The sequence below is a fragment of the Bacillus pumilus genome (genome assembly GCF_038738535.1).
GTDB lineage: Bacteria > Bacillota > Bacilli > Bacillales > Bacillaceae > Bacillus.
In genome coordinates this window covers 682,047-702,761 of the sequence record NZ_CP046128.1, presented here as the reverse complement: position 1 = coordinate 702,761, position 20,715 = coordinate 682,047, and the positions used below count along the sequence as shown (strand labels likewise).

Genomic DNA, 20,715 nt, shown 5'->3' with positions numbered 1-20,715 from the left:
ATGCAGCGGCTCCTTTTACTTTTCCTTTAACATCGCGAACATGTCACGAGCCATCGCTTCTAAAATATACACAACTGGCGTCTGTGTCGTAATATTGGCTCTGTGAACCCGTTCGTCTGTCACGTAATAAGCAATATTTAAATCGGAAATGCGCGAAATCGTACAGTGCTGATTGTTTGTAATACTAATGATTTTGCTTCCTTCTCTTTTTAACTTCGAAATATGATCAATCGTAATACGGTTCTCCCCTGATACAGACAGCACAATGGTGACACTATTGTCTAAATACTGCATATTCATCGGGAAAAACGGATCATTGATGTAAAATGAAAATTTCTCAAGACTCGAAAAATACCTCGCCCCATACTGTGCCAAAATACCAGAGCTGCCAGTTCCGATAAACAGCACATTTTTTGCATCGGCAATGAGCCTTGCTGCCTCCTTAATTTTCCCTTCAAAGTCCCCTTTCAGTGTGCGTTCAATAAATTCATATAGAAAGTGCTGTGTGCTTTTTAAAGTAGGAGTTTGCTCTGATTCTAAATACATTTTGAGTTTCACTTTAAACTCTGAAAAGCCTTCACAATTCACTTTTCGGCAAAAGCGAAGGACAGACGAGGTGGAAATATGGGCAGCATCTGCTAAATCCCGAATTCTCATATACACGACCTTTTCACTGTTTTCCATGATATATCGGTATAAAGCGCTTTCTAGTTCATTAAAGCTTGAAATGACCTCACTTGAAAACATCTGACTTCCCCTTTCTCCAACAGCATGTCACAATGTGTTTCTTTTATGTAACAAATCTCTAAATAGGGCACCCTTGCCTAAAGACGCTGAAGTCATTTACGCACTAGATGCTCTCACGATAAGCTATAGATGTACAGACAAAAGAATTGGCTTTTCTCTATTATAACATTGCGCGTTACATTATTCGGAGGTGCAGCACATGGCAAAAGGATTAAAGGTTGTCACAATTGGCGGAGGATCAAGCTATACACCAGAGCTTGTAGAAGGATTTATTAAACGATACGATGAATTTCCGATTAGCGAGCTTTGGCTTGTCGATATTGAAGCGGGAAAAGAGAAGCTTGAAATCGTCGGAAATCTTGCAAAACGCATGGTGAAAAAGGCAGGACTTCCAATCGAGGTTCATTTAACATTAGATCGCCGGAAAGCGCTTGCGGGCGCTGATTTCGTCACAACACAATTCCGTGTCGGACTTCTTGAAGCACGTATGAAGGATGAACGCATTCCTTTAAAATATGATGTCATTGGTCAAGAAACGAATGGTCCAGGAGGTCTATTCAAAGGACTTCGCACCATTCCAGTCATTCTTGATATTGTCAAAGATATTGAAGAACTGTGCCCAGACGCATGGCTTGTGAATTTCACCAACCCAGCTGGTATGGTCACAGAAGCCGTTCTTCGCTATTCAAACCATCGCAAAGTCGTTGGCTTATGCAACGTGCCAATCGGTATTCGCATGGGAATCGCCAAAGGACTTGATGTAGACGCAAGCAGAGTCGAAGTCAGCTTTGCTGGATTAAACCATATGGTCTTTGGACTCAATGTATTCTTAGATGGCAAAAGCATCATGGATCAAGTCATCGAAGACATGGCAGATCCAAACTCCAGCATGTCGATGAACAACATTCAAGCCATTCCGTGGAATGCAGATTTCTTAAAAGGGCTTGGCGTCATTCCATGTCCATATCACCGCTACTACTACAAAACAAGTGATATGCTGGCTGAAGAAAAGAAAGCAGCAGAGAATGAAGGAACTCGTGCAGAAGTCGTTCGTGCACTAGAAAATGACCTGTTCGAGCTTTACAAAGATCCTGATCTTGATATCAAACCGCCACAGCTTGAAAAACGAGGCGGTGCTTACTACAGTGATGCGGCTTGTAACTTGATTGCATCCATTTATAACGACAAGCATGACATTCAGCCTGTGAACACCATCAACAATGGTGCCATCAGTGACATTCCAAATGATTCTGCCGTTGAACTCAACTGCGTCATCACAAAAGACGGTCCTAAACCAATCGCTGTTGGTGAAATGCCAGTCGCTGTCAAAGGACTCATTTCTCAAATTAAATCCTTTGAACGTGTTGCCGCTGAAGCAGCCGTGACAGGCGATTACAACACAGCCCTTGTCGCAATGACGATCAACCCGCTCGTCCCATCAGATGCGATTGCAAAAAGCATCCTCGATGAAATGCTAGAAGCACACAAAGAATATTTACCACAGTTCTTCAATAAAGTAGAAGCATAAAACAGAACCGCACTTGTCAAAAGTGCGGTTTTCTTATTTCGCTGCAAACAGCCGGTCCATCTGAGCACGATCATAGTCTAATAGCCAGTGCTGTAAGCCCTCATAGACTGGCCGAAGACGCTCAGAATCTGACGCTATGAGATCACAGCCTCGATCATCATATAAGTGGAAAATCATCTGTTTCGAGAGATTGATGAGATAAATTTCATAATCAAGCTTCCCCTTCATGATTTGATTCGGTGCATAGAAATCCTCTCGGCACATGGCTTGTAGAAGTGGACGCAATCGAATATCTTGCAGCCGGCATTTCAGTGTAAATCTCTCCAATGTCAGTGGGTCATCTATTTCTGGTCGTACATAGGTCAAAAGCTCGTGACGCAATCGATTGCGTACTTGCTGGCGGACATATTTCTGATAAACTAGGAGCTTTTTCTTCGTTAATTCATGTTCATGCTGCGTATAGACATCCGTGACAAACAGAATATCGTCTTCTGGATCAAAAGCATATCTGACAATTTTCAAAGCACGATCCCCTGCTTTTTCTAATACAACTGATTCTTCTCCTAATGACCAATCTGCCACTTCAAAGCGAAGCCCAAAAGGCCATTGATAAAAAAGGGACGGTGTGAGGACAAGATCAGAAAAATGACTTTTTAAAAAACTATTGGTTTGATCGTTCATCTCATGTCCTTCCATTGGTTTTATTTATTATTTTACCGTTGAAACTGATGGAAATACAATTGGAAATAAACTGTCATTTCTTATATGATGGAAAGAGATGGAGGTGTGACCAATTGAAAAAATCAAAATGGTTTCTACAAGTGTTCCTCACAGCATTGATCACCATGTGGATACAGACTGGACTTGATCAGGCGAACATCATTCATATCACCAATATATGGGTCGATGCCAGCAGCTGGCTTCTTATCTTCTTTGTGATTTACGCACTTTTCGAATGGATTGCTCACGTCTTAGCAAAACGGAAAACCGCTCATCGCTGAACATCTCTTTTCATAGAGATGTTTTTTGTTGAAATTCCTCTTGCACAAGTTCATGGATGACGCCCATTCCTGCCTGGCTTCCAGCAGCTGCTGCAAGTACAAGTTGAGCAGGGCCGCCTAAATTGTCACCGCATGCAAAGACACCGCTGACGGTTGTACGTCCAAGAATATCTGTTTCAATGCCCGCATTTTTCGTCATTTGGCAGCCAAGTTTTTCAGCAAATGGAGCTGACTGCTTGAATTCACTTGCGACAAATCCGCCTTCTCTTTTCACCGTTTCCCCATTCGAAAGGTGAAGAGAGTGCATTTGTCCATTCTCATGATGAATTGACATAATCGGTACATCAATGACTTGTATAAAATGTGCTGATAGCAATGCCTGCTCCTCTTCAGCAAACACTTGCTGTCCATTCGTAAACACGATCAAATCCTTTGTCCAATTGGAAAGAAGTTTAGCCATATGCAAGGCGCGTGGGTTCTCAGCAATTAGGGCAAGCGGCTTGTCCTTTAGCTCCCAGCCATCGCAGAAAGGACAGCTAAACAACGTCTTTCCATACACGTCATGAATTCCCTTAATCTCTGGCAGTATATCCTGAAGTCCTGTTGCCAATATGATTTTCTTCGCTTCGAATCTTTCTCCCTCTTGTGTCAGTAACGTAAAGTTGTCCTCATTGTTTTGTATCTCAACAATTCTGCTTCGCTTTATTTGAATATGAGGGTAGTTTTGAATATCTGCCTCTCCCGCTTGTCTGATCTCAAACGGTGTCATTCCATCGTTTGTAATAAATCCATGTGATTCCTGTGTCACTCGATTTCTTGGCATCTCGTCATCGAATACAATGACCTGTTTTCTGCCCCGCCCCACAACAAGTGCTGCACTTAATCCGGCTGGCCCGCCTCCGATAATGGCACAATCTAATAACATGTAAATCTCTCCTTTTTATTAAAGATTTTAAAGACTCTTAATATCTATAATTAGTTCAAAAAAATCACATGTTGAAAAATGGATTCTTTTCTGTCTGCTCAATTTGGCTTGCAATATCAACTAACCGCTTTTGACTTAACGTCTCCTGCATTTTTGTTTCAACATCCTGCATGACCTGTTCAATCAAACAGTCATCATGAGGCATGAAAGAATCATGCTCTAAAGAACAGCGAAACAAATTCGTTTGCCCTTCTACAGCCTGAATGACGTCTAAAAACGAAATGTCTTCCTTCTGGTTCATAATGGCGTAACCACCTTTTGCACCAGGTGTTGATTCAATCAATCCTGCCTTTACAAGCTTTGTTAAAATTTTAGATAAATAGGTGGGTGAAAGATCTTGCATTTTAGCAAGAGGCTCAACGCCAATTGCTTTCCCCTTCGGCGCAAGAGTTAAAAACACCATCGTATGAAGTGCATAGTTGGTCGCTTTAGAATATTTCATAGGAACATTCCTTTCCATCTATTATAGACCTTTTATATCTGTAATTGATCATAAAAGATTCAAGAAGAAAAAGCAAGTGTTGTGGATCTGCTTCTTTTTTCATTCCACATTTCGCATTTTCTTCCGATAATAAAGGTAAGCACGAATAAAATTTTGATGAAAACTAGAAGGAGTGAAGAAAATGTCAGATCAACAGCACAATGCAGCACACGAAGAAGAAGAGGAATTCAATGTATACGACATGCTTCCGCCCGCAGGAACAATCATTGGTGAAGCAACAGAAGAAGAAATGGAAGCTGCGGCAGCATTAGAAGTGAGACATGTCGCGTTCATGCGCCTTCAAGATATGTTCATTCAATTTGATGGCTCGTCTTACAAAGACTTATTAAAAGACTTCCAAGAATTCGAATATGATTCTACAAAATTCTGGAGAGGTATTGCTAAACGACTTCAAATTCCATACGAATGGCCAATCCGACTCGACCACGCAAACGGCCCTATTTATATTGGTGAAACAGAAGATAGCCGTGAGGTTGAGGAGAGTGCAGAGTAAGGAATTGGGGACCCCCTTTTTGGTGAGGGGGTCTTTTAGTACCAAGTGAAAACCACTTTGTCGCCATCACAAAAAAAGCGGAATACATCGGTTGAAAAAACAAATAAGCATATGAGCGATGTAACGCCCATATTGCTTATTCTCATGTTATGTTAACTCTGGCCAAAATGCTTTATTTGCCAAAATTAAGTCGTCTAATATATCTTTTGCTACTTTAGCACTCGGCACCGTTTTCGATAATGTGATGGCCTGCCATAGTTTTTGATAGGAACCTTCTTCAAATGCTTCTACTACTAATTTTTCTACGCCAACTTGCTGCTCCATGAGACTTTTTTGAAATCTAGGAATTTCTCCAACCACTAATTTTTCTGGACCGCTGCTGCCAACGATACAAGGAATTTCGACCATGGCTGTTGGGTCAAAGTTCATGATGGCGCCATTGTTCTCTACAATCATCAGCATCCGTTCTTTTTTATTAAAAGCAATGGCTCTTGCTAAATCAACGATATAGGAAGCGTGTTCATCGATGGTTAGCTTTGTTTCCTTCGCACTCCCTTTATCAATGATGGCCTGACATTCACTAAAAACAAAAGCTTCCCGCCCCTCCATCACTTCATTGGCACGCGTGAACTCTATGTTTGAATGTGCCACTTCTTCATCTGGAAATAGATAGTATTTCAAATACGTATTCGGTACCGTTTTTGGATCAAGTGCTTGAATATCTTTGGCCTTTTTTAATGTGCTGTTCCAGCTCTTCTGCTGTTCTAGTTCAGATGTTCCATCTGTTGCATAACCATGCTGGCTTACATGCTTAATCACCTCAGGCATTAAGCTATTTCCTGCTTTATCTCTAATATCTGTCCACCAGCCAAAATGATTCAAACCATAGTAATCTACTTCCAGTTCTTTACGTGAAGATAAGCCTAAATTCTTTGCAATCAATTCTTCGATTCCAATTGGCATATCGCATATGTTTAAAATCTTGGCATTCGGTCTTAGCTTACGTGTTGCCTCTGCTACTATAGCTGCAGGGTTAGAATAGTTTAACATCCAAGCTTCAGGTGAGTATTTTTCCATATAATCGACAAGTTCTAATACACCTGGAATGGACCTCATTCCGTAAGCTATTCCGCCTGGACCACATGTTTCCTGTCCGACGACTCCATGCTTCAATGGAATTTTCTCATCTAATTCACGCATCGCATATTTGCCGACACGGATATGTGCCATCACAAAATCGACTTGAGTAAAGGCTTCTTCTGGGTCCGTGCTTGCCAGTAACCGCACTTCTGGTGCTCGTTCTTTTAACATAATCTCACATGCATCTGCAATCGTCTTTTGTCTAGCTTCATCATTATCATAGAGTTTAATTGTATGAATTGGGAACTCCTCTAGATAGTTTAACAGCATCAAAATGATCCCTGGTGTAAATGTACTTCCGCCTCCAGCAATGGTAATATTAAATGTTTTCATTATATCCAGCTCCTTTTTCAATTAAATGAAAGTTTTGCCTCAAAGGACTCTCTCACTTGCGGTACACTTAAGCCAACAATGATCTGAATGCTTTGACCACTCTTAGCTATTCCGTGTGCCAGTTTATTTTTTGTAAAGTATTCCCTATCTTTCACCAAGCTAGGGTCAATCACTGTAATACGCAGACGCGTGGCACAGTTTGTCACATCTTTAATGTTTTCTTTACCGCCAAGGCCTTCTAAGAAATAAACGGCTTTCTCTTCATACTCAGACGCATAAACGGGCGCTTCCTTTTTGTCATGGCCCTTTTTATTAGCATTCTCATAATCTTGTTTTGTATATAGCCTAGTCTCCTCCTCATGTTTTCGACCTGGTAATGGAATATCAAATTTCACAATCATCCATCTAAATATGACAAAATACAATGCTGTAAATAGACATCCAATCATGGCTTGGATCAGATAAATCCCTCCATGATTTGAAGAGAGCGGAATCCAGTTCAATGCAGCTATCTCAATAAGCCCGGAACCCATCATTCCGACAACACCAAACATATTCATGATTGTCACCATGGTGGCTCCAAGAAGTGCATGTATCACAAATAAATAAGGTGCGAGAAATAGAAATGTAAATTCAAGTGGTTCTGTAATTCCGGCAAATATTGCTGTTAATGTGGCGGGTAACACCAATGCCAAAACCTTTTTTCTATTTTCATTCGGGGTAGAAAAATACATCGCTAGAGCTATCCCTAAACAGCCGAACATCTTAATATTTCCATGCAGTAAAAATCCGTATGGATAAAGATTTTTCAAATCGGAAGTTGAGGTCGCAAATTCATTTAAGTGAGCAATCCAATATGGTTTTAACCCCCCATTTACAGCAGCTGGACCAAACTCAAAAGGTGTATAAATAAAATGGTGAAGTCCTGTTGGAATCAACACCCTTTCCAAGAAATGAAACAGCCAGACACCAATATAACCAGACTGTGACATGAACCCTTGGAGAGATTGAATCCCTTGCTGAACATAAGGCCATACAAAAGCAACGATAAAAGCAATAGGAATCATCACAAAGAATCCGATGATGACAACAAATACAAGCCCCTGGAAAATCCCGAGCATTTCAGGCAGCTTTTGATCATAAAAACGATTATGGATCCAAATCACGATTCCAGATATCATAACCGCACCAATGATACTTGTATCGAGCGTAGGTATACCCGCAATTTCTTTTACACCCGCTACGTTCTCGACACCTTGCGATAAATCTACACCAAAAGTGGACGGCCAAAGTGTCAAAATAGCATGAATATAATTGTTAAACACAAGATAAATCATCAAAGCTGCGAGCGTAGCACGTGCTTGCGCTTTTTTTGCAAGTGAGATGGGCAAGCCAATCACAAATGCCAGCTCCATATGATTGAAGATCGTCCATCCCCCGCTTTCAATCAGTGCCCAAACCTTATACCACGTCGTACCTTCTGCAGCCATTTCCCCCATAATCGCTGGATTCTTACATAAAGTCGCAAGGCCTACAACAATACCAAAAAATGCGAATAAAAGTACAGGAACTACCATAGCACTGCCAAATCGCTTGATTGCATTCATAAGCATCACCCCTTTGTTTGATCCATAAGACCACTGTAAAGGGAGCGCTTACAAAAACCAATAGGTTTGACGTATTTAGAAATCAAGTTGTAACATTAGATTATATTTTCACAGGAAGAAAATATTTTCATGTTGGAGGGCACATCGCATGATATTGGACAAGCTGGTAAATGAATACTTCGAAGATTTAAATAAGAATGACCTGCACATTATTAAAACCATTCACGATCACCTTGAAGAAATGAAGACAATGAAAATTCAGGATCTTGCTCATTATGCTCATACTTCCATCTCATCCATCCATCGGCTTGCCAAGAAAATAGGCTTCGACGGCTACAGTGACTTAAAGTCTTATGTGAAATTGAATAATCATACTGAAGAAACAACACAAGATTTAATGAAGCTGCTCGATCAAGATATCCAGCAGACAAGGAAATATATGGAGCAGCTGGACTTTCATCAATTAAATCAACTGATTGATCGCGCAACGTATATTTATATTTATGGTACAGGAACAGCTCAGCTCGATTTGGCCAATGATGTACAACGACAGTTATGGTCACTGCATAAGAAATCTCAAGTTTTACGAAGTAAGCGAGACTTAACAGATGGAATCGTTGAATTTGGTGAGGATGACCTTTTATTTATCATTTCTTTATCAGGCGAATCGAAGAATTTAGATGAAATCATTCAATTGGTGAAAACTAGACATATCAAATTTATCAGCATGACCACATTGAGGAATAACCTCCTTGCACAAAATGCCATGTTTAACATCTATGTAAGCAGCACCCCGTTTCCTTTGTATAACAAAGTGGACAACTCAAGCTTTCTGCCATTTTACATTGTGGTAGATATTATCGTAAGAAAATTTAGTGAGTGGAAATGGAACCAATTGAATAATAGGACTTAAAAAATAACAGGTACAGTTTTGGAGTGAAGTGGTGAAATAATTCATTTTGCTTCATAAAAAAAGAGAGACACTTTTGTCTCTCTCAAAAAACACCAAAATATTTTTCTGAAATAAGTGATGACTGCTCAATGTTATTCAGCAGTATAATGCCCAGCAAGCAGTTCATCAAACGAATCCGCTAATTTGAAATCCGTCTCATATTCTAGATCAAAGTAATGAATGGGCGGATGCTCCTTTGTTTCTCTGTAATCCAATGCAATCCACGTATGACCATCTCCACAAATCAGCACAAGTCCCTCAGGCAATTCCCATTCTTCTATTAAATAATCACTATCCATAATGCCTTCATTTTTAGCAATTCCTCTTAAATGATCAAATGACACATGATCCTCTGCCCATCCATTCGGCTGGTCCGTTGGAAAAGCATTATGCAAGGTATAACCGCCATTTTGTTCAAGAATAAGTTTCTTATATGTATCAGGCAGGATGACGCCTAGCTTCTTTTCCGCTTTTGCAATTCCTTTCTCATTGATTTTATTAAATGTCTCTTCACTTTCTCTGTCTTTATCCCAAAATGATTTCAAATAAAATACCTCCAATTGTTATTTCTATCTTATCTTACCATTTGAGACGACTAGTTTAATAGTCCTATTCATAGAAAAAAGAGAAGGGCTTCTCCTCCTCTTTTCAATCGTTATTGTTCTTTATTTCTCGCTTCAAATTCATCCAGCATTGCACGCACTTCATCTGTTGATGATGTGTTCATTAATTGATTTCTTAGGAAACTCGCTCCTCTGAATCCTTTCACATAAATCTTAAAGAAACGGTGCAGTGCCTTGAATGGACGCAAGCCTAGTGATGAATATTGATCATGAAGATCAAGATGCAATCTTAAAAGGCCTAGCAGCTCATCACTCGTATGCTCCTTCTGTTCTTTTTCAAAGGCAAATGGATTATGGAAAATCCCGCGCCCAATCATCACTCCGTCCACTCCATACTGCTCAGCGAGCTTTAAGCCCGTTTGACGATCAGGAATATCACCATTGATGGTCAAAAGAGTATCAGGTGCTACTTCATCACGAAGTTTTTTTATCTCAGGAATGAGCTCCCAATGTGCATCCACTTGGCTCATTTCTTTTCTTGTGCGGAGATGGATTGATAAATTCACAATGTCTTGCTCCAATATGTGTCTGAGCCACCCGCGCCATTCATCGACCTCTGTAAAACCAAGTCTTGTTTTCACACTGACAGGTAACCCCCCAGCTTTTGCAGCCTGAATCAGCTCTGCCGCAACGTCTGGACGTAAAATCAATCCACTGCCCTTCCCGTTTTGCGTGACATTCGGGACAGGACAGCCCATATTAATATCAAGCCCCTGAAATCCTAACTCCGCCATTCCAATGCTCATTTGTCTAAAGTTCTCAGGCTTGTCTCCCCAAATATGAGCAACAATTGGCTGCTCATCCTCTGTAAACGTTAAACGCCCTTTCACACTTTGAATCCCATCCGGATGGCAATAGCTCTCGCTGTTCGTGAACTCTGTAAAAAACACATCAGGTCTCGCCGCCTCACTCACAACATGACGAAACACAACATCTGTCACTTCTTCCATTGGTGCTAATATAAAAAATGGCCGTGGTAAATCACGCCAGAAATTTTTACTCATCTTTCATCCAATTCCTCTCATAACATAGCGCCTTAAAGGGCATGTTTCTTCTATAAAATCTTTCAGTAATTTTTATCATTATATACTTTAGTAAGGATTCAACGCAAAAGGAGCATAAAATGAACATTAACAAAATGCTATCAGCACTTTATAAAATATCAAAAATTTGAGAAGACGTAAACGCCGTTCAAAAAGGTACTACTGGAAAACGTGTCATGCGACGGGCAGCAGGTAATGCATCTGGCAAACTAATAAAAAATATATTCAAATAAAAAAAGCCATGTAGGGCTTATGAACACATACACATGAATATATCACATTATAAAAATAGTACAAAGATACCTTTTAGCCTCAATGTGGATATTGAAAAACGTAAAAATCAAAACTCCATTTCAACACTTTTTTAAAGTTGAGGGGACGCGGCTTTCCAGAAAGCCCACTCCGTTCAATGTCGGGAGGACTATACTGAAACCTCCAGTTATCTTCGGCAACATATCCTCCGGGACCTGGAGAAGATATAAACAATAGTTATATCCTTTCAACTTTTTTTCTGATTTCCTCATCAACAATTCTCTCTTCTCATAACCAAATGCACGGGAAATATTGATTTTCAACCTCAGGTTAACCGTTTTTTATGCAAGTAGTGTTACAAAAATAAAAATATCCCGATATCGATGTTTTTCTCGAAATCGGGATGTCTCTCAATACATTACTAATTAATCACAAGACTTGCCACTCACTACACATGCCTTGAGTTGAGTTTATAGCTATCAAATTCATTGTTTCAAACCCCATTTTTATTGAGGCCCTTACTTGGATATATATCCAAGATTGACTGACGTTTGTGGGAACATATCATTGTTACATCTTATTTTTTATTCAACTTACAGTCACTCTGCCAATCTCGGAAGACTGGATAAACTTTTATTTTATCTGCCTTATTTTTTAAGTTTTCTATCATCTTCCCCATTTGCTTTTCTCTTATTGAGTTCGAGGCAACCTGAGCTGTTTTTAGGATATTTGTGAATTCGTTTCCCACTACACTGATTATTTTTTGGTCTTTTGCTTCAATACTGCCAATACTGTTTAGAACTTCTGTCCCTTCCCATTTTTCCCGACTTCCTTTTTTATAAAGGGTAATGAGTACAATTCCCATCATATTTGTAATAGTCCCATACGTGCCATCATCTTCGAAGCAAAAGGTATAGCTAGTTATACCCCTGTGAAATGTTACATGTGGCCTTAACTCAGCCATCTCAGTATTGCCTGTGATTTCCCTTATCTCATCAAAGAAAAATAAGTGGTGTTCGATTGTTTCTATATTATTCCTATTGTTAAGCAGATAATCTTTCATAATCTTTTCACAAGATATCAAGCATTCCAAGGCATCAATGCCGACCACGTGGTTTTCTGTGAAATCGATCAGATCTAAGTAAAGGCTTCTCCAGCTCAAGGACGTTAAGAAATAGAAAAGCTTGCTGTCGTAATCAAATTTCATCTTTTCCTTCTTTATGTATGGGTGAAAGAGAGTGTTAGCAAAGTACGTCTCTTTTTCGCTGAATAAATCCTCACAGTTTCCACAGAGCATATAGTGCTTTTCGCTATCCTGAGCGGGGATATTCGGATTTTCAGAATTCCGGATGTTGCCCGCGGCAGTTTTCTTAAGCGTACGCATAACCATTTTGGGAACAATGTGGCTCAACTCCAAGTTAGTCTCCTCACCACACAGGGCACATTTTTTTAGTTTATACATCATATCGCCACCTTAACTATACTTTCTTTAATGTTTCTTGTTTAAGTGATATTAGGTTTTCTATTATTTTTTAAGAGTTTCCATACAAAATATCCCCATCATAAAGATTTATTATTTGAGAAATTCTTCAAGATTGTTGCATCATCATTACAACGCTCTTTTTCTGTAGAGTAAAAGAAACTAATACTTGAATCATTTTCAAAATGTTTATATAAAGAAGGCCTAAGCAATTTAGTTTTATCAGAATTAAATTCGCTTCGACTTCCACTATTTCTACCGACTCTATTACAATATATTTTATTGGGATCTTCAGAATCACTTTTACTCAAAGATTCAACCATAGCAGACTTTTCTATATCAGTAACTGAAGTTGGAATCTCTTCTGGTATTGACTCCGCTAATTGATTCGTAAATTGTTTAATAATATCTCCTAAATTTTCTGTAAATTCAATCCCGAAAAATTCACGTAAAGTTTTTGTATCTATTAGTAGTCCATTTACATTTGCTTCAACAATTAAATTTGTAGTCAAATCATTGACTTTCATAAAATGAAGTTTTACCAATGCGTATCGATTAATTCTTTTTTCTGAACCAACAAATCTTTTTACTAGAACCACATAACTTACTCTCTTATAAGTAAACCAAAAGCTACTAATAGTCCAATTTTTATTTACCATATCATTTTTTAAAGTTTTTAGATTTTCAAGCACTTTTTTCTCCTTTCTTACCAATGAACTCTTCTTTTTTCATTAGTTTTGAGATGTTCTCTTGTTCCAAATAATTCATCCTCGATTGAGATTGTAGGATCAATCCAATCAGCCTTTTCCAACATCCATTGAATGGTTTCTTTATCAGTTTACTACTTCCCTTCAGAACATCTACAAATTTTCTAATTTCATTAGCAAGTTTATAATCTGTAATTATATTTAAAAATTCTCTTGTTTTCAATTCTTGTCACCAACGACACCTATGCTGATTTCGTTAGTCATCTTGTCAACTATCCACTTTTTTGCTAGCAATCGTGCCAACTTACCACGTCAATATCCATATCATCTTCTTGATCATCTAACCTATCTTGGATAAGTTCCCACAAAATAAAAATCCGTGATCATCCTGCTGGTTTGAAACCAGATCTCAAATCACGGAAACCCTTTATTTATAAACTTTTTTATCCCTAAAACATCGTATTAACTTTCACCCTTGACATCAATACTACCGTCTCCACATGACTCGTATGCGGAAACATATCCACAGGCTGTACTTCCTCTGTCACATACCCACCATCTTCAAGAATACGCAAATCACGAGCAAGCGTTCCTGGGTTACAGGACACGTAAACAACTCGGTTTGGCTTCATTTTTAAAATGGTGTCAAGCAGTGCTTCGTCACAGCCTTTTCTTGGCGGATCGACGACGAGGGTGTCTGCTTTGATGCCTTCTTTATACCAATTTGGGATGACGGTTTCTGCTTCACCGACTGCGAATTCGACGTTGTTGATTCCGTTTAAGGCAGCGTTGCGTTTTGCGTCTTCAATTGCTTCTGGCACAATTTCTACGCCATATACTCTGCCTGCTTTTTGGGCGAGAAATAAGGAAATCGTACCGATTCCGCAATACGCATCAATCACGGTTTCTTCACCTTGCAGCTCTGCATATTCAAGCGCTTTGTCGTAAAGCACTTTTGTTTGAGCTGGGTTCACTTGATAAAACGAGCGGGCTGAAATGGCAAATTTGATGTCGCCAATCGTGTCATAAATGTATTCTTCTCCCCATAAAACGGTCGTTTCATCTCCGAAAATGACATTTGTTTTCTTTGAATTCACGTTTTGCACAATTGACCGAACATGTGGGAAGCGTGCTATAATCTGCTCAATCACCTGCTGCTTTTGCGGAAAGTCAGCCGTTCTAGTGACAAACACAACCATCATTTCACCTGTTGCAATACCATAGCGAACCATGACATGACGCAGCCAGCCTTTGTGCCGCTCTTCGTTATATGCTTTAATGCCAAACACATTGCATATGTCTTTTACCGCCTGTACCACTTCGTCATTTTCTGATTGCTGGATCAAACATTTTTCCATATCGATGATTTCATGGGTACGCTGCTGATAAAATCCTGCAACAAGTCCGCCTTCCCGTTCGCCAACTGGAACTTGTGCTTTGTTTCGGTAATTCCAAGGGTCTTCCATGCCTAGTACAGGATGAACTTTTACACGGCTCATATCAAGCTTGCCGATCCGCTCTAAAACGTCCTTTACTTGTTTCTGTTTAAATAGCAGCTGGCCTTCATAGCTCATATGCTGAATTTGACAGCCTCCGCACTGCTTGTAGATAGGACATGGCGCATCTTGCCTGTGCTGACTTTCCTTTGTCAGCTCCATGAGTCGTCCAAAAGCAAATCCTTTTTTGACACGTGTGACTTTGATTTTCCCTTGTTCGTCAGGAAGGGCATTCGGTACAAAGACAGGGAACCCTTCAATTTTCGCTACACCTGCACCTTCGTGCGTTAAGTCTTCGAAGGTTACATTGTAGTATTCATTCTTTTCAACAGGCGGTTTCATTTTCACCAATTTTATCACCTCATTTGCAAAGAAAAACTTGGCGCCATAAGGAACCAAGTTCAATCTCTACCCTATTTTTTCAGCTGTTGCTTTTGGCACTATAAATTCTATATGACGATACAGGTTTTCAAATTCACCTGGCAGCATGCCGCCGAATTCGCCATCTAAATTTAATTGCATTTTATCTTTTACATCTACCTTCACGCGATTCGCTTTTGCGTAGATGACATTGTTATCATGAATATGCTCGCCTCGTAGTGCAAGGCTGACTACTCGAATGGCTTCTGCTAAATTGACCTTCTTTAAAATAATCAGGTCAAACATTCCATCATCTAAAATGGAATCTGGCGCTAGCTTTTCAAAGCCGCCTACTGAATTTGTGAGTGAAACAAGAAACAGCATGATTTCTCCATGAAACAATTTGCCGTCATATTCAATTTCGACTTCTGTCGGGCGGATAGAAGGAAGCATCTCCATGCCTTTTAAATAATAAGCAAGCTGTCCAAGCATTGTCTTCAGCTTACTAGGCACTTCATAAGTGAGCTCTGTTAACCGGCCGCCGCCTGCAATATTAATAAAATAATGGCCGTTGACTTTACCGATATCAAGCGGCTTCGCTACACCATCAATAATGGCATCTGTCGCTTTTAAAACACCTTCTCGTGGAATGCCAAGTGCTCTTGCGAAGTCATTTGTTGTTCCAACAGGAATGATTCCTAGTTTTGGTCTTTTTTCAAGCGGTGCTAGTCCGTTGACGACTTCATTGATCGTGCCGTCTCCACCTGCTGCTACAATTAAATCAAAGTCTCTCTGTGCAGCTTTTTCAGCTGCTTGTGTCGCATCTCCTGCACATGTGGTTGCATGACAAGATGTTTCATAGCCAGCTTGTTCAAATTTTTGCAAAACCTGCGGCAAATTCTTCTTGAAGAGTTCACGCCCAGATGTCGGATTGTATATAATTCGAGCACGTTTCATTCATCATCATCCTATATTCATTATGCAATCTATTTTCACCACTAACAACCTTTAATTATACTATGAGATTTGAAAATGGCAACAGAACAACCAGCTAATATGAGAAATCTCCTGCCACATTTCACTCAGCAAGAAAGCATTCTGATAAGATAAAAGAAAACGCTCTAAAGGATGGTATGCGATGAAAAAGCCTGTCTATTTTAATCATGATGGCGGTGTTGATGACCTCGTCTCGTTATTTCTTCTCCTTCAAATGGAACATCTGAAAGTGATCGGGACGTCTGTGATTCCTGCTGATTGTTATTTAGAGCCTGCTCTCAGTGCGTCTCAAAAAATCATTGATCGATTTAGCCCCTATGAAATTGAAATCGCTGCTTCAAATTCTAGAGGCGTCAATCCTTTTCCGAAAGAGTGGCGCATGCATGCTTTTTATGTAGATGCCTTACCTATTCTAAACGAGAAAGGCATTGTAGATACAAAAGTGTCCAAGCTTCCAGCACACCTTCATTTAATCGAAACCGTTAAAAAGGCAGCAGAACCTGTCACGCTGCTCTTTACAGGCCCACTCACAGACCTTGCACGCGCCTTAGAAGAAGATCCTTCAATCTCTAATCAAATTGAGAAATTGGTGTGGATGGGCGGTACGTTTATTGAAAAAGGCAATGTTGAGGAACCCGAGCATGATGGGACAGCAGAATGGAATGCATTTTGGGACCCTTATGCTGTCAGCACTGTCTTCCAGGAACGCTTTCCTATTGAAATGGTCGCACTTGAAAGCACGAATCAAGTTCCGCTTACACTTGATGTGCGTCAGCGCTGGGCTTCCCTTCGTTCTCACATTGGAATTGATTTTATTGGTCAGTGCTACGCCTTTTGTCCACCGCTCATTCATCATGAAACGAATTCGACCTATTACCTATGGGACGTGCTGACAACGATGACTCTTGCTTCTTCATCATTTACCCATTCAAAGGAAGTGAGCGCGATCGTTTATACCGAGACGCCAAAGCAAGGACGTACCGAAGAGCATCCAGAAGGAAAGTCAATACAAGTGATTGACCATGTCGATCGTGATGCCTTTTTCCAAGCATTTGAAGAGCTCATGAGAAAAGCTGTTTGTCAGATTTCAACATAAAAAATCCCCGCCAATGAGCGGGGATTCCTCTTATTCTTATTCAGCGTACTTTTTCTTACGTCTGAACTTGCTTAAAATTTCATACACGATTGGGACGATGACCAATGTGAGAAGTGTAGAACTTGTTAAACCGCCGATCACGGTCACGCCAAGTCCTTTTGATACGATCTGGCTTCCGCCTTCAAATCCTAATGCGAGTGGCAGCAGTGCACCGATCGTCGCAAGTGCAGTCATTAAGATGGGACGTAATCTTATTGTTCCTGCTTCAAGTAAAGCTTCTCTTGTTGAAAGACCTTCTTTTTCTTTATGAATCACTCGGTCAATCAACACAATGGCATTTGTCACAACGATACCGATCAGCATAAGCAATCCAATCATAGCGTTTAAGCTGATGGTTTCTTTTGCTAAAAACAATCCAACGAGTGCGCCAATAATCGTAAATGGAAGTGAGAAGAGAATCGCAAATGGTGCAAGACCTCCGCCAAATGTGATGACGAGAACGAGGTACACAATGGCAATCGCTGCAAGCATTGCAAGTCCAAGCTGTGTAAAGGATTCCTCAATATCCGCACTTACGCCGCCTGTGTCAATCGTTACGCCAGACTTCACATCAAGCTTGTCGACTTTCTTCTGAACATCCTGTGTCACACTTGAGACGTTGTCTGTTGTCATGTCACCAGACACTTCTGCGTAGATTTTTCCATCACGTTTTGTCACCGTATTTGCTGTCGTACCATCTTTTACTTTTACGACATCACCAATCCGGACTTCTTGTCCTGTTGGTGTTGTGATCTTTTTATTTTCTAAATCTTTTTTGCTCTTATATTCGTCTTTTTCGGTTTGAAGCTTCACATCAAGTTCTTTGCCGTCCTCTGTGACTTTCGTCAGTGTTGTTTCACTATTTTGAGGGGCAATCGCTTGAGCGATTTGTGAAGCAGTTAGACCCAGCTTCGCTAGTTTTTCTTGATCTGCATTAAACGTATATTCATCGTATTTCTCAGATAAGCTTGTGCTGACATTTTTTAAGTTTTTCTCATCTTTTAAGATGTTCTCGACATCTTTTACTGTGCCTTCAATATCGCTTACTTTGTCACCGTAGACATAGTACGTTACTGTATTGCTTGCGCCAGCAGATGAGAAGTCTTGTGATTTCCATTCCCCTTTAGACGTTTTGTCCTGCAGGGCTTTGACCACTTTATCTTTTTCTTTATCAAAGTTTGGCGTGTCTTCATCATATTGTACGAAGAATAACGCACCGTTCGAGTTGCCGCCTACACTTGCTGTAAGCGCATTTGAAGAACCTAGTGAATATTGAACAGTATTGACATGGTCACGTTTGATCAAGTATTCTTCTGCTTTTTTCGTTTCATCGATTGCTTGTTCTCTCGTTTGTCCAGGTTCAGGTGTATATGTTACCATCGCCGTCTTATCTGCTTGCTGTGGTAAGAAGCTGACACCGACAAGTGGTGCTAAGAATAAGCTTCCGACGAGCATAAGAATGGCAATTCCTGATGTGATCCATTTATGGTTCAGTGTCCAATTGAGTACACGTCTATAACCGCCAGCAAGCTTGCTTGGTTTATGCTCTTTTACTTTTTTCGCTGTGCCGTACAGGTCCTTTTTAAATAGACTGTGTGCCATCATTGGAACAATCGTAATGGCGACAAGCAGTGAAGCAAGTAAAGCAAACACAATCGTTAGGGCAAATGGGATGAATAGTTCACCAATCATTCCACCTACTAATGCTAACGGTAAGAATACCGCAATCGTCACAATCGTCGAAGACATGATCGGGATAAACATTTCTTTTGTGGCTTCTCTGACGAGTGCTTTGCCTTTTAACGGTTCATCCTTTAACGCCATTCGTCGATAGATATTTTCTATGACCACAATCGAGTCATCGACCACACGCCCAATGGCGACGGTCATGGCACCAAGTGTCATGATATTTAATGTAATATCAAGCTGATTTAATAATAAAACAGCAATCAACAGAGATAACGGAATAGAGATGACCGAAATTAATGTTGATTTGATATCTCGAAGGAACAACATAATGATAATGATCGCAAAGATTGCTCCGATGATTGCCTTGTTCAGCATTGTGCTGACAGACTCTTTAATCGGCTCTGCTTGATCATATGTCGTGCTTACTTTGATTCCTTTGTTGTCTTTTTTGAATTTCTCAAGCTCTTTTGTCACTTCTTCTGCCACACTCACAGTATTGGCATCAGAGCCTTTGACAATTTGCAGACCGATGCTGTCTTTTCCATTCGTTCTAGAGATCGATTCTGCATCTTTTACTACTTTAATATCCGCAATTTCAGAAAGCTTGATCGTCGGCAGCTCTACAGATTGACCGCTTGCTGCTCCTCCACCAGTTTGCTGCTGAGCTGCTGCTTGCTGCTGACTAGCATTTCCAGCCTGCTGCTCTGCACCTTGCGCACCTGGGTTTTCAGAGCCGCTGGAAGGTGCCCCAGCTCCAGCGCTTCCCGCACCGCCGCTTGCACTTGGTGTGACAGGGATTCGCATGTTTTTCAAATCTTTGACGCTTAAAATATTGCCGTCCACGACAACTGATTTTTGTTTGTTGCCAAATGTGTATAGACCTAATGGTACGTTGACATCAGAGCCTTTGATCATGTTTTGGACGGTTTCTTCATCTAAACCGTATTCTTTCAATTTCTTTTGTTTAAAAGAAAATTCTACTTCTTTGATTTGCTGTCCTGAAGCTTCGACAGAAGAGACACCGTTTAATCCTTCAAGAGAAGGAACAAGGTCGTTTTCTACTTTCTGTGTAAGGTCTTCTAGTGATTCTTTATCACCAGAGACGCTGAGTGCTAAGATTGGAATCGCGTTGATGCTAAAGCGTGCAATTTTTGGTTTTTCTGCATTTTCCGGAAAATTGATATTGCTAATCGCATCTTCAATTTCCTTCTTTGCTTCATCCATGTCTTTGTTATAGTCGTACTCGACTTGAATAGATGAGGCATTTTCAAATGAATTGGATGTGACCACATTGACTCCGTTGAGGTTTTGAATAGACTTCTCAATTGGGTCGGTCACCTTATCTGATACTTCGTCCGGCGTTGCGCCAGGATACGTTGTAGAAACCGTAATGACTGGAGTGTTGATATTCGGGATTGATTCTTGTTTCATATTCAATCCGGCATATAGACCAGCAACTGTTACGATAATCGTCATGAGCCATACAGCGAACTTATTCTTTAATACAAAATTGATGATCGAATTCATTATGTCCTCCATTTTCCTTTATGTATTGACTGACTGGTCATTCTATATCATAATAAACGGTGATATACAATGCCGTCAACCATTTCACTTGCGTTTGACGTAACATTCTAAAGCTGAAG

At 40.2% G+C, this 20,715-nt stretch carries 18 protein-coding genes and 1 pseudogene; 5 read left to right on the top strand and 14 right to left on the bottom strand.

The features are described 5' to 3' along the window. Positions 1-15 precede the first annotated feature (15 nt). Positions 16-747: a MurR/RpiR family transcriptional regulator gene (locus GKC25_RS03325; protein ID WP_034664588.1), complete on the bottom strand. Its 732-nt coding sequence runs from the start codon at positions 745-747 to the stop codon at positions 16-18. 199 nt (positions 748-946) lie between these two features. On the opposite strand from GKC25_RS03325, the gene GKC25_RS03320 reads away from it, so the two are divergent. Then, entirely contained in the window at positions 947-2,275 is a 1,329-nt protein-coding gene (locus tag GKC25_RS03320) for a 6-phospho-beta-glucosidase (protein ID WP_034664592.1), read from the top strand. Between the two features lie 33 nt (positions 2,276-2,308). Here GKC25_RS03320 and GKC25_RS03315 read toward each other — a convergent pair whose 3' ends face one another. After that, entirely contained in the window at positions 2,309-2,956 is a 648-nt protein-coding gene (locus GKC25_RS03315) for a DUF3885 domain-containing protein (RefSeq protein ID WP_095286001.1), read from the bottom strand. 113 nt (positions 2,957-3,069) lie between these two features. Here GKC25_RS03315 and GKC25_RS03310 point away from each other — a divergent pair, with 113 nt between their 5' ends. Next, positions 3,070-3,276 carry a hypothetical protein gene (locus tag GKC25_RS03310; RefSeq protein ID WP_095286002.1) on the top strand — a complete coding sequence of 69 codons (207 nt, stop codon included), beginning with the start codon at positions 3,070-3,072 and terminating at the stop codon, positions 3,274-3,276. A gap of 10 nt (positions 3,277-3,286) precedes the next feature. Here GKC25_RS03310 and GKC25_RS03305 read toward each other — a convergent pair whose 3' ends face one another. Continuing rightward, positions 3,287-4,201: an NAD(P)/FAD-dependent oxidoreductase gene (locus GKC25_RS03305; RefSeq protein WP_106038409.1), complete on the bottom strand. Its 915-nt coding sequence runs from the start codon at positions 4,199-4,201 to the stop codon at positions 3,287-3,289. A 64-nt stretch (positions 4,202-4,265) separates the two neighbouring features. Further along, on the bottom strand, positions 4,266-4,703 hold the full coding sequence (locus tag GKC25_RS03300; protein WP_095286004.1) for an Rrf2 family transcriptional regulator: 438 nt from the start codon (positions 4,701-4,703) through the stop codon (positions 4,266-4,268). Positions 4,704-4,884: 181 nt separating this feature from the next. On the opposite strand from GKC25_RS03300, the gene GKC25_RS03295 reads away from it, so the two are divergent. After that, positions 4,885-5,256 carry a hypothetical protein gene (locus tag GKC25_RS03295; protein ID WP_034664610.1) on the top strand — a complete coding sequence of 124 codons (372 nt, stop codon included), beginning with the start codon at positions 4,885-4,887 and terminating at the stop codon, positions 5,254-5,256. A 147-nt stretch (positions 5,257-5,403) separates the two neighbouring features. Here the strand turns inward: GKC25_RS03295 and GKC25_RS03290 are convergent, their stop codons facing one another. Next, positions 5,404-6,729 (bottom strand): 6-phospho-alpha-glucosidase, encoded by a 1,326-nt coding sequence (locus GKC25_RS03290; RefSeq protein WP_106038407.1) that lies wholly within the window; start codon positions 6,727-6,729, stop codon positions 5,404-5,406. A 17-nt stretch (positions 6,730-6,746) separates the two neighbouring features. Beyond that, on the bottom strand, positions 6,747-8,336 hold the full coding sequence (locus tag GKC25_RS03285) for an alpha-glucoside-specific PTS transporter subunit IIBC (RefSeq protein WP_187704388.1): 1,590 nt from the start codon (positions 8,334-8,336) through the stop codon (positions 6,747-6,749). 148 nt (positions 8,337-8,484) lie between these two features. On the opposite strand from GKC25_RS03285, the gene GKC25_RS03280 reads away from it, so the two are divergent. Further along, positions 8,485-9,249: a MurR/RpiR family transcriptional regulator gene (locus tag GKC25_RS03280; RefSeq protein WP_034664621.1), complete on the top strand. Its 765-nt coding sequence runs from the start codon at positions 8,485-8,487 to the stop codon at positions 9,247-9,249. Positions 9,250-9,383: 134 nt separating this feature from the next. Here the strand turns inward: GKC25_RS03280 and GKC25_RS03275 are convergent. The 7 genes and pseudogenes from GKC25_RS03275 to GKC25_RS03245 form a co-directional block, all read right to left on the bottom strand. After that, positions 9,384-9,833 (bottom strand): annotated as a pseudogene (locus GKC25_RS03275) (SMI1/KNR4 family protein); the annotation flags it as partial. Between the two features lie 110 nt (positions 9,834-9,943). Then, the gene (locus tag GKC25_RS03270) at positions 9,944-10,915 is read right to left on the bottom strand and encodes a tRNA dihydrouridine synthase (protein ID WP_034664624.1); all 972 of its coding nucleotides are present in this window, start codon (positions 10,913-10,915) and stop codon (positions 9,944-9,946) included. An 868-nt stretch (positions 10,916-11,783) separates the two neighbouring features. Further along, on the bottom strand, positions 11,784-12,668 hold the full coding sequence (locus GKC25_RS03265) for a hypothetical protein (protein WP_187704387.1): 885 nt from the start codon (positions 12,666-12,668) through the stop codon (positions 11,784-11,786). A gap of 98 nt (positions 12,669-12,766) precedes the next feature. Further along, positions 12,767-13,378 (bottom strand): DUF6037 family protein, encoded by a 612-nt coding sequence (locus GKC25_RS03260; RefSeq protein ID WP_187704386.1) that lies wholly within the window; start codon positions 13,376-13,378, stop codon positions 12,767-12,769. Then, positions 13,371-13,616: a hypothetical protein gene (locus GKC25_RS03255; protein ID WP_187704385.1), complete on the bottom strand. Its 246-nt coding sequence runs from the start codon at positions 13,614-13,616 to the stop codon at positions 13,371-13,373. The genes GKC25_RS03260 and GKC25_RS03255 overlap by 8 nt, the downstream gene beginning before the upstream one ends. Before the next feature lie 226 nt (positions 13,617-13,842). Beyond that, on the bottom strand, positions 13,843-15,237 hold the full coding sequence (gene rlmD, locus GKC25_RS03250) for a 23S rRNA (uracil(1939)-C(5))-methyltransferase RlmD (RefSeq protein WP_187704384.1): 1,395 nt from the start codon (positions 15,235-15,237) through the stop codon (positions 13,843-13,845). Positions 15,238-15,297: 60 nt separating this feature from the next. Continuing rightward, on the bottom strand, positions 15,298-16,206 hold the full coding sequence (locus GKC25_RS03245; RefSeq protein WP_034664632.1) for a diacylglycerol kinase: 909 nt from the start codon (positions 16,204-16,206) through the stop codon (positions 15,298-15,300). A gap of 181 nt (positions 16,207-16,387) precedes the next feature. On the opposite strand from GKC25_RS03245, the gene GKC25_RS03240 reads away from it, so the two are divergent. Beyond that, entirely contained in the window at positions 16,388-17,341 is a 954-nt protein-coding gene (locus GKC25_RS03240) for a nucleoside hydrolase (protein WP_187704383.1), read from the top strand. A gap of 36 nt (positions 17,342-17,377) precedes the next feature. On the opposite strand, the gene GKC25_RS03235 is transcribed toward GKC25_RS03240, so the two are convergent. Continuing rightward, positions 17,378-20,596 (bottom strand): efflux RND transporter permease subunit, encoded by a 3,219-nt coding sequence (locus tag GKC25_RS03235; RefSeq protein WP_095286008.1) that lies wholly within the window; start codon positions 20,594-20,596, stop codon positions 17,378-17,380. Positions 20,597-20,715 lie beyond the last annotated feature (119 nt).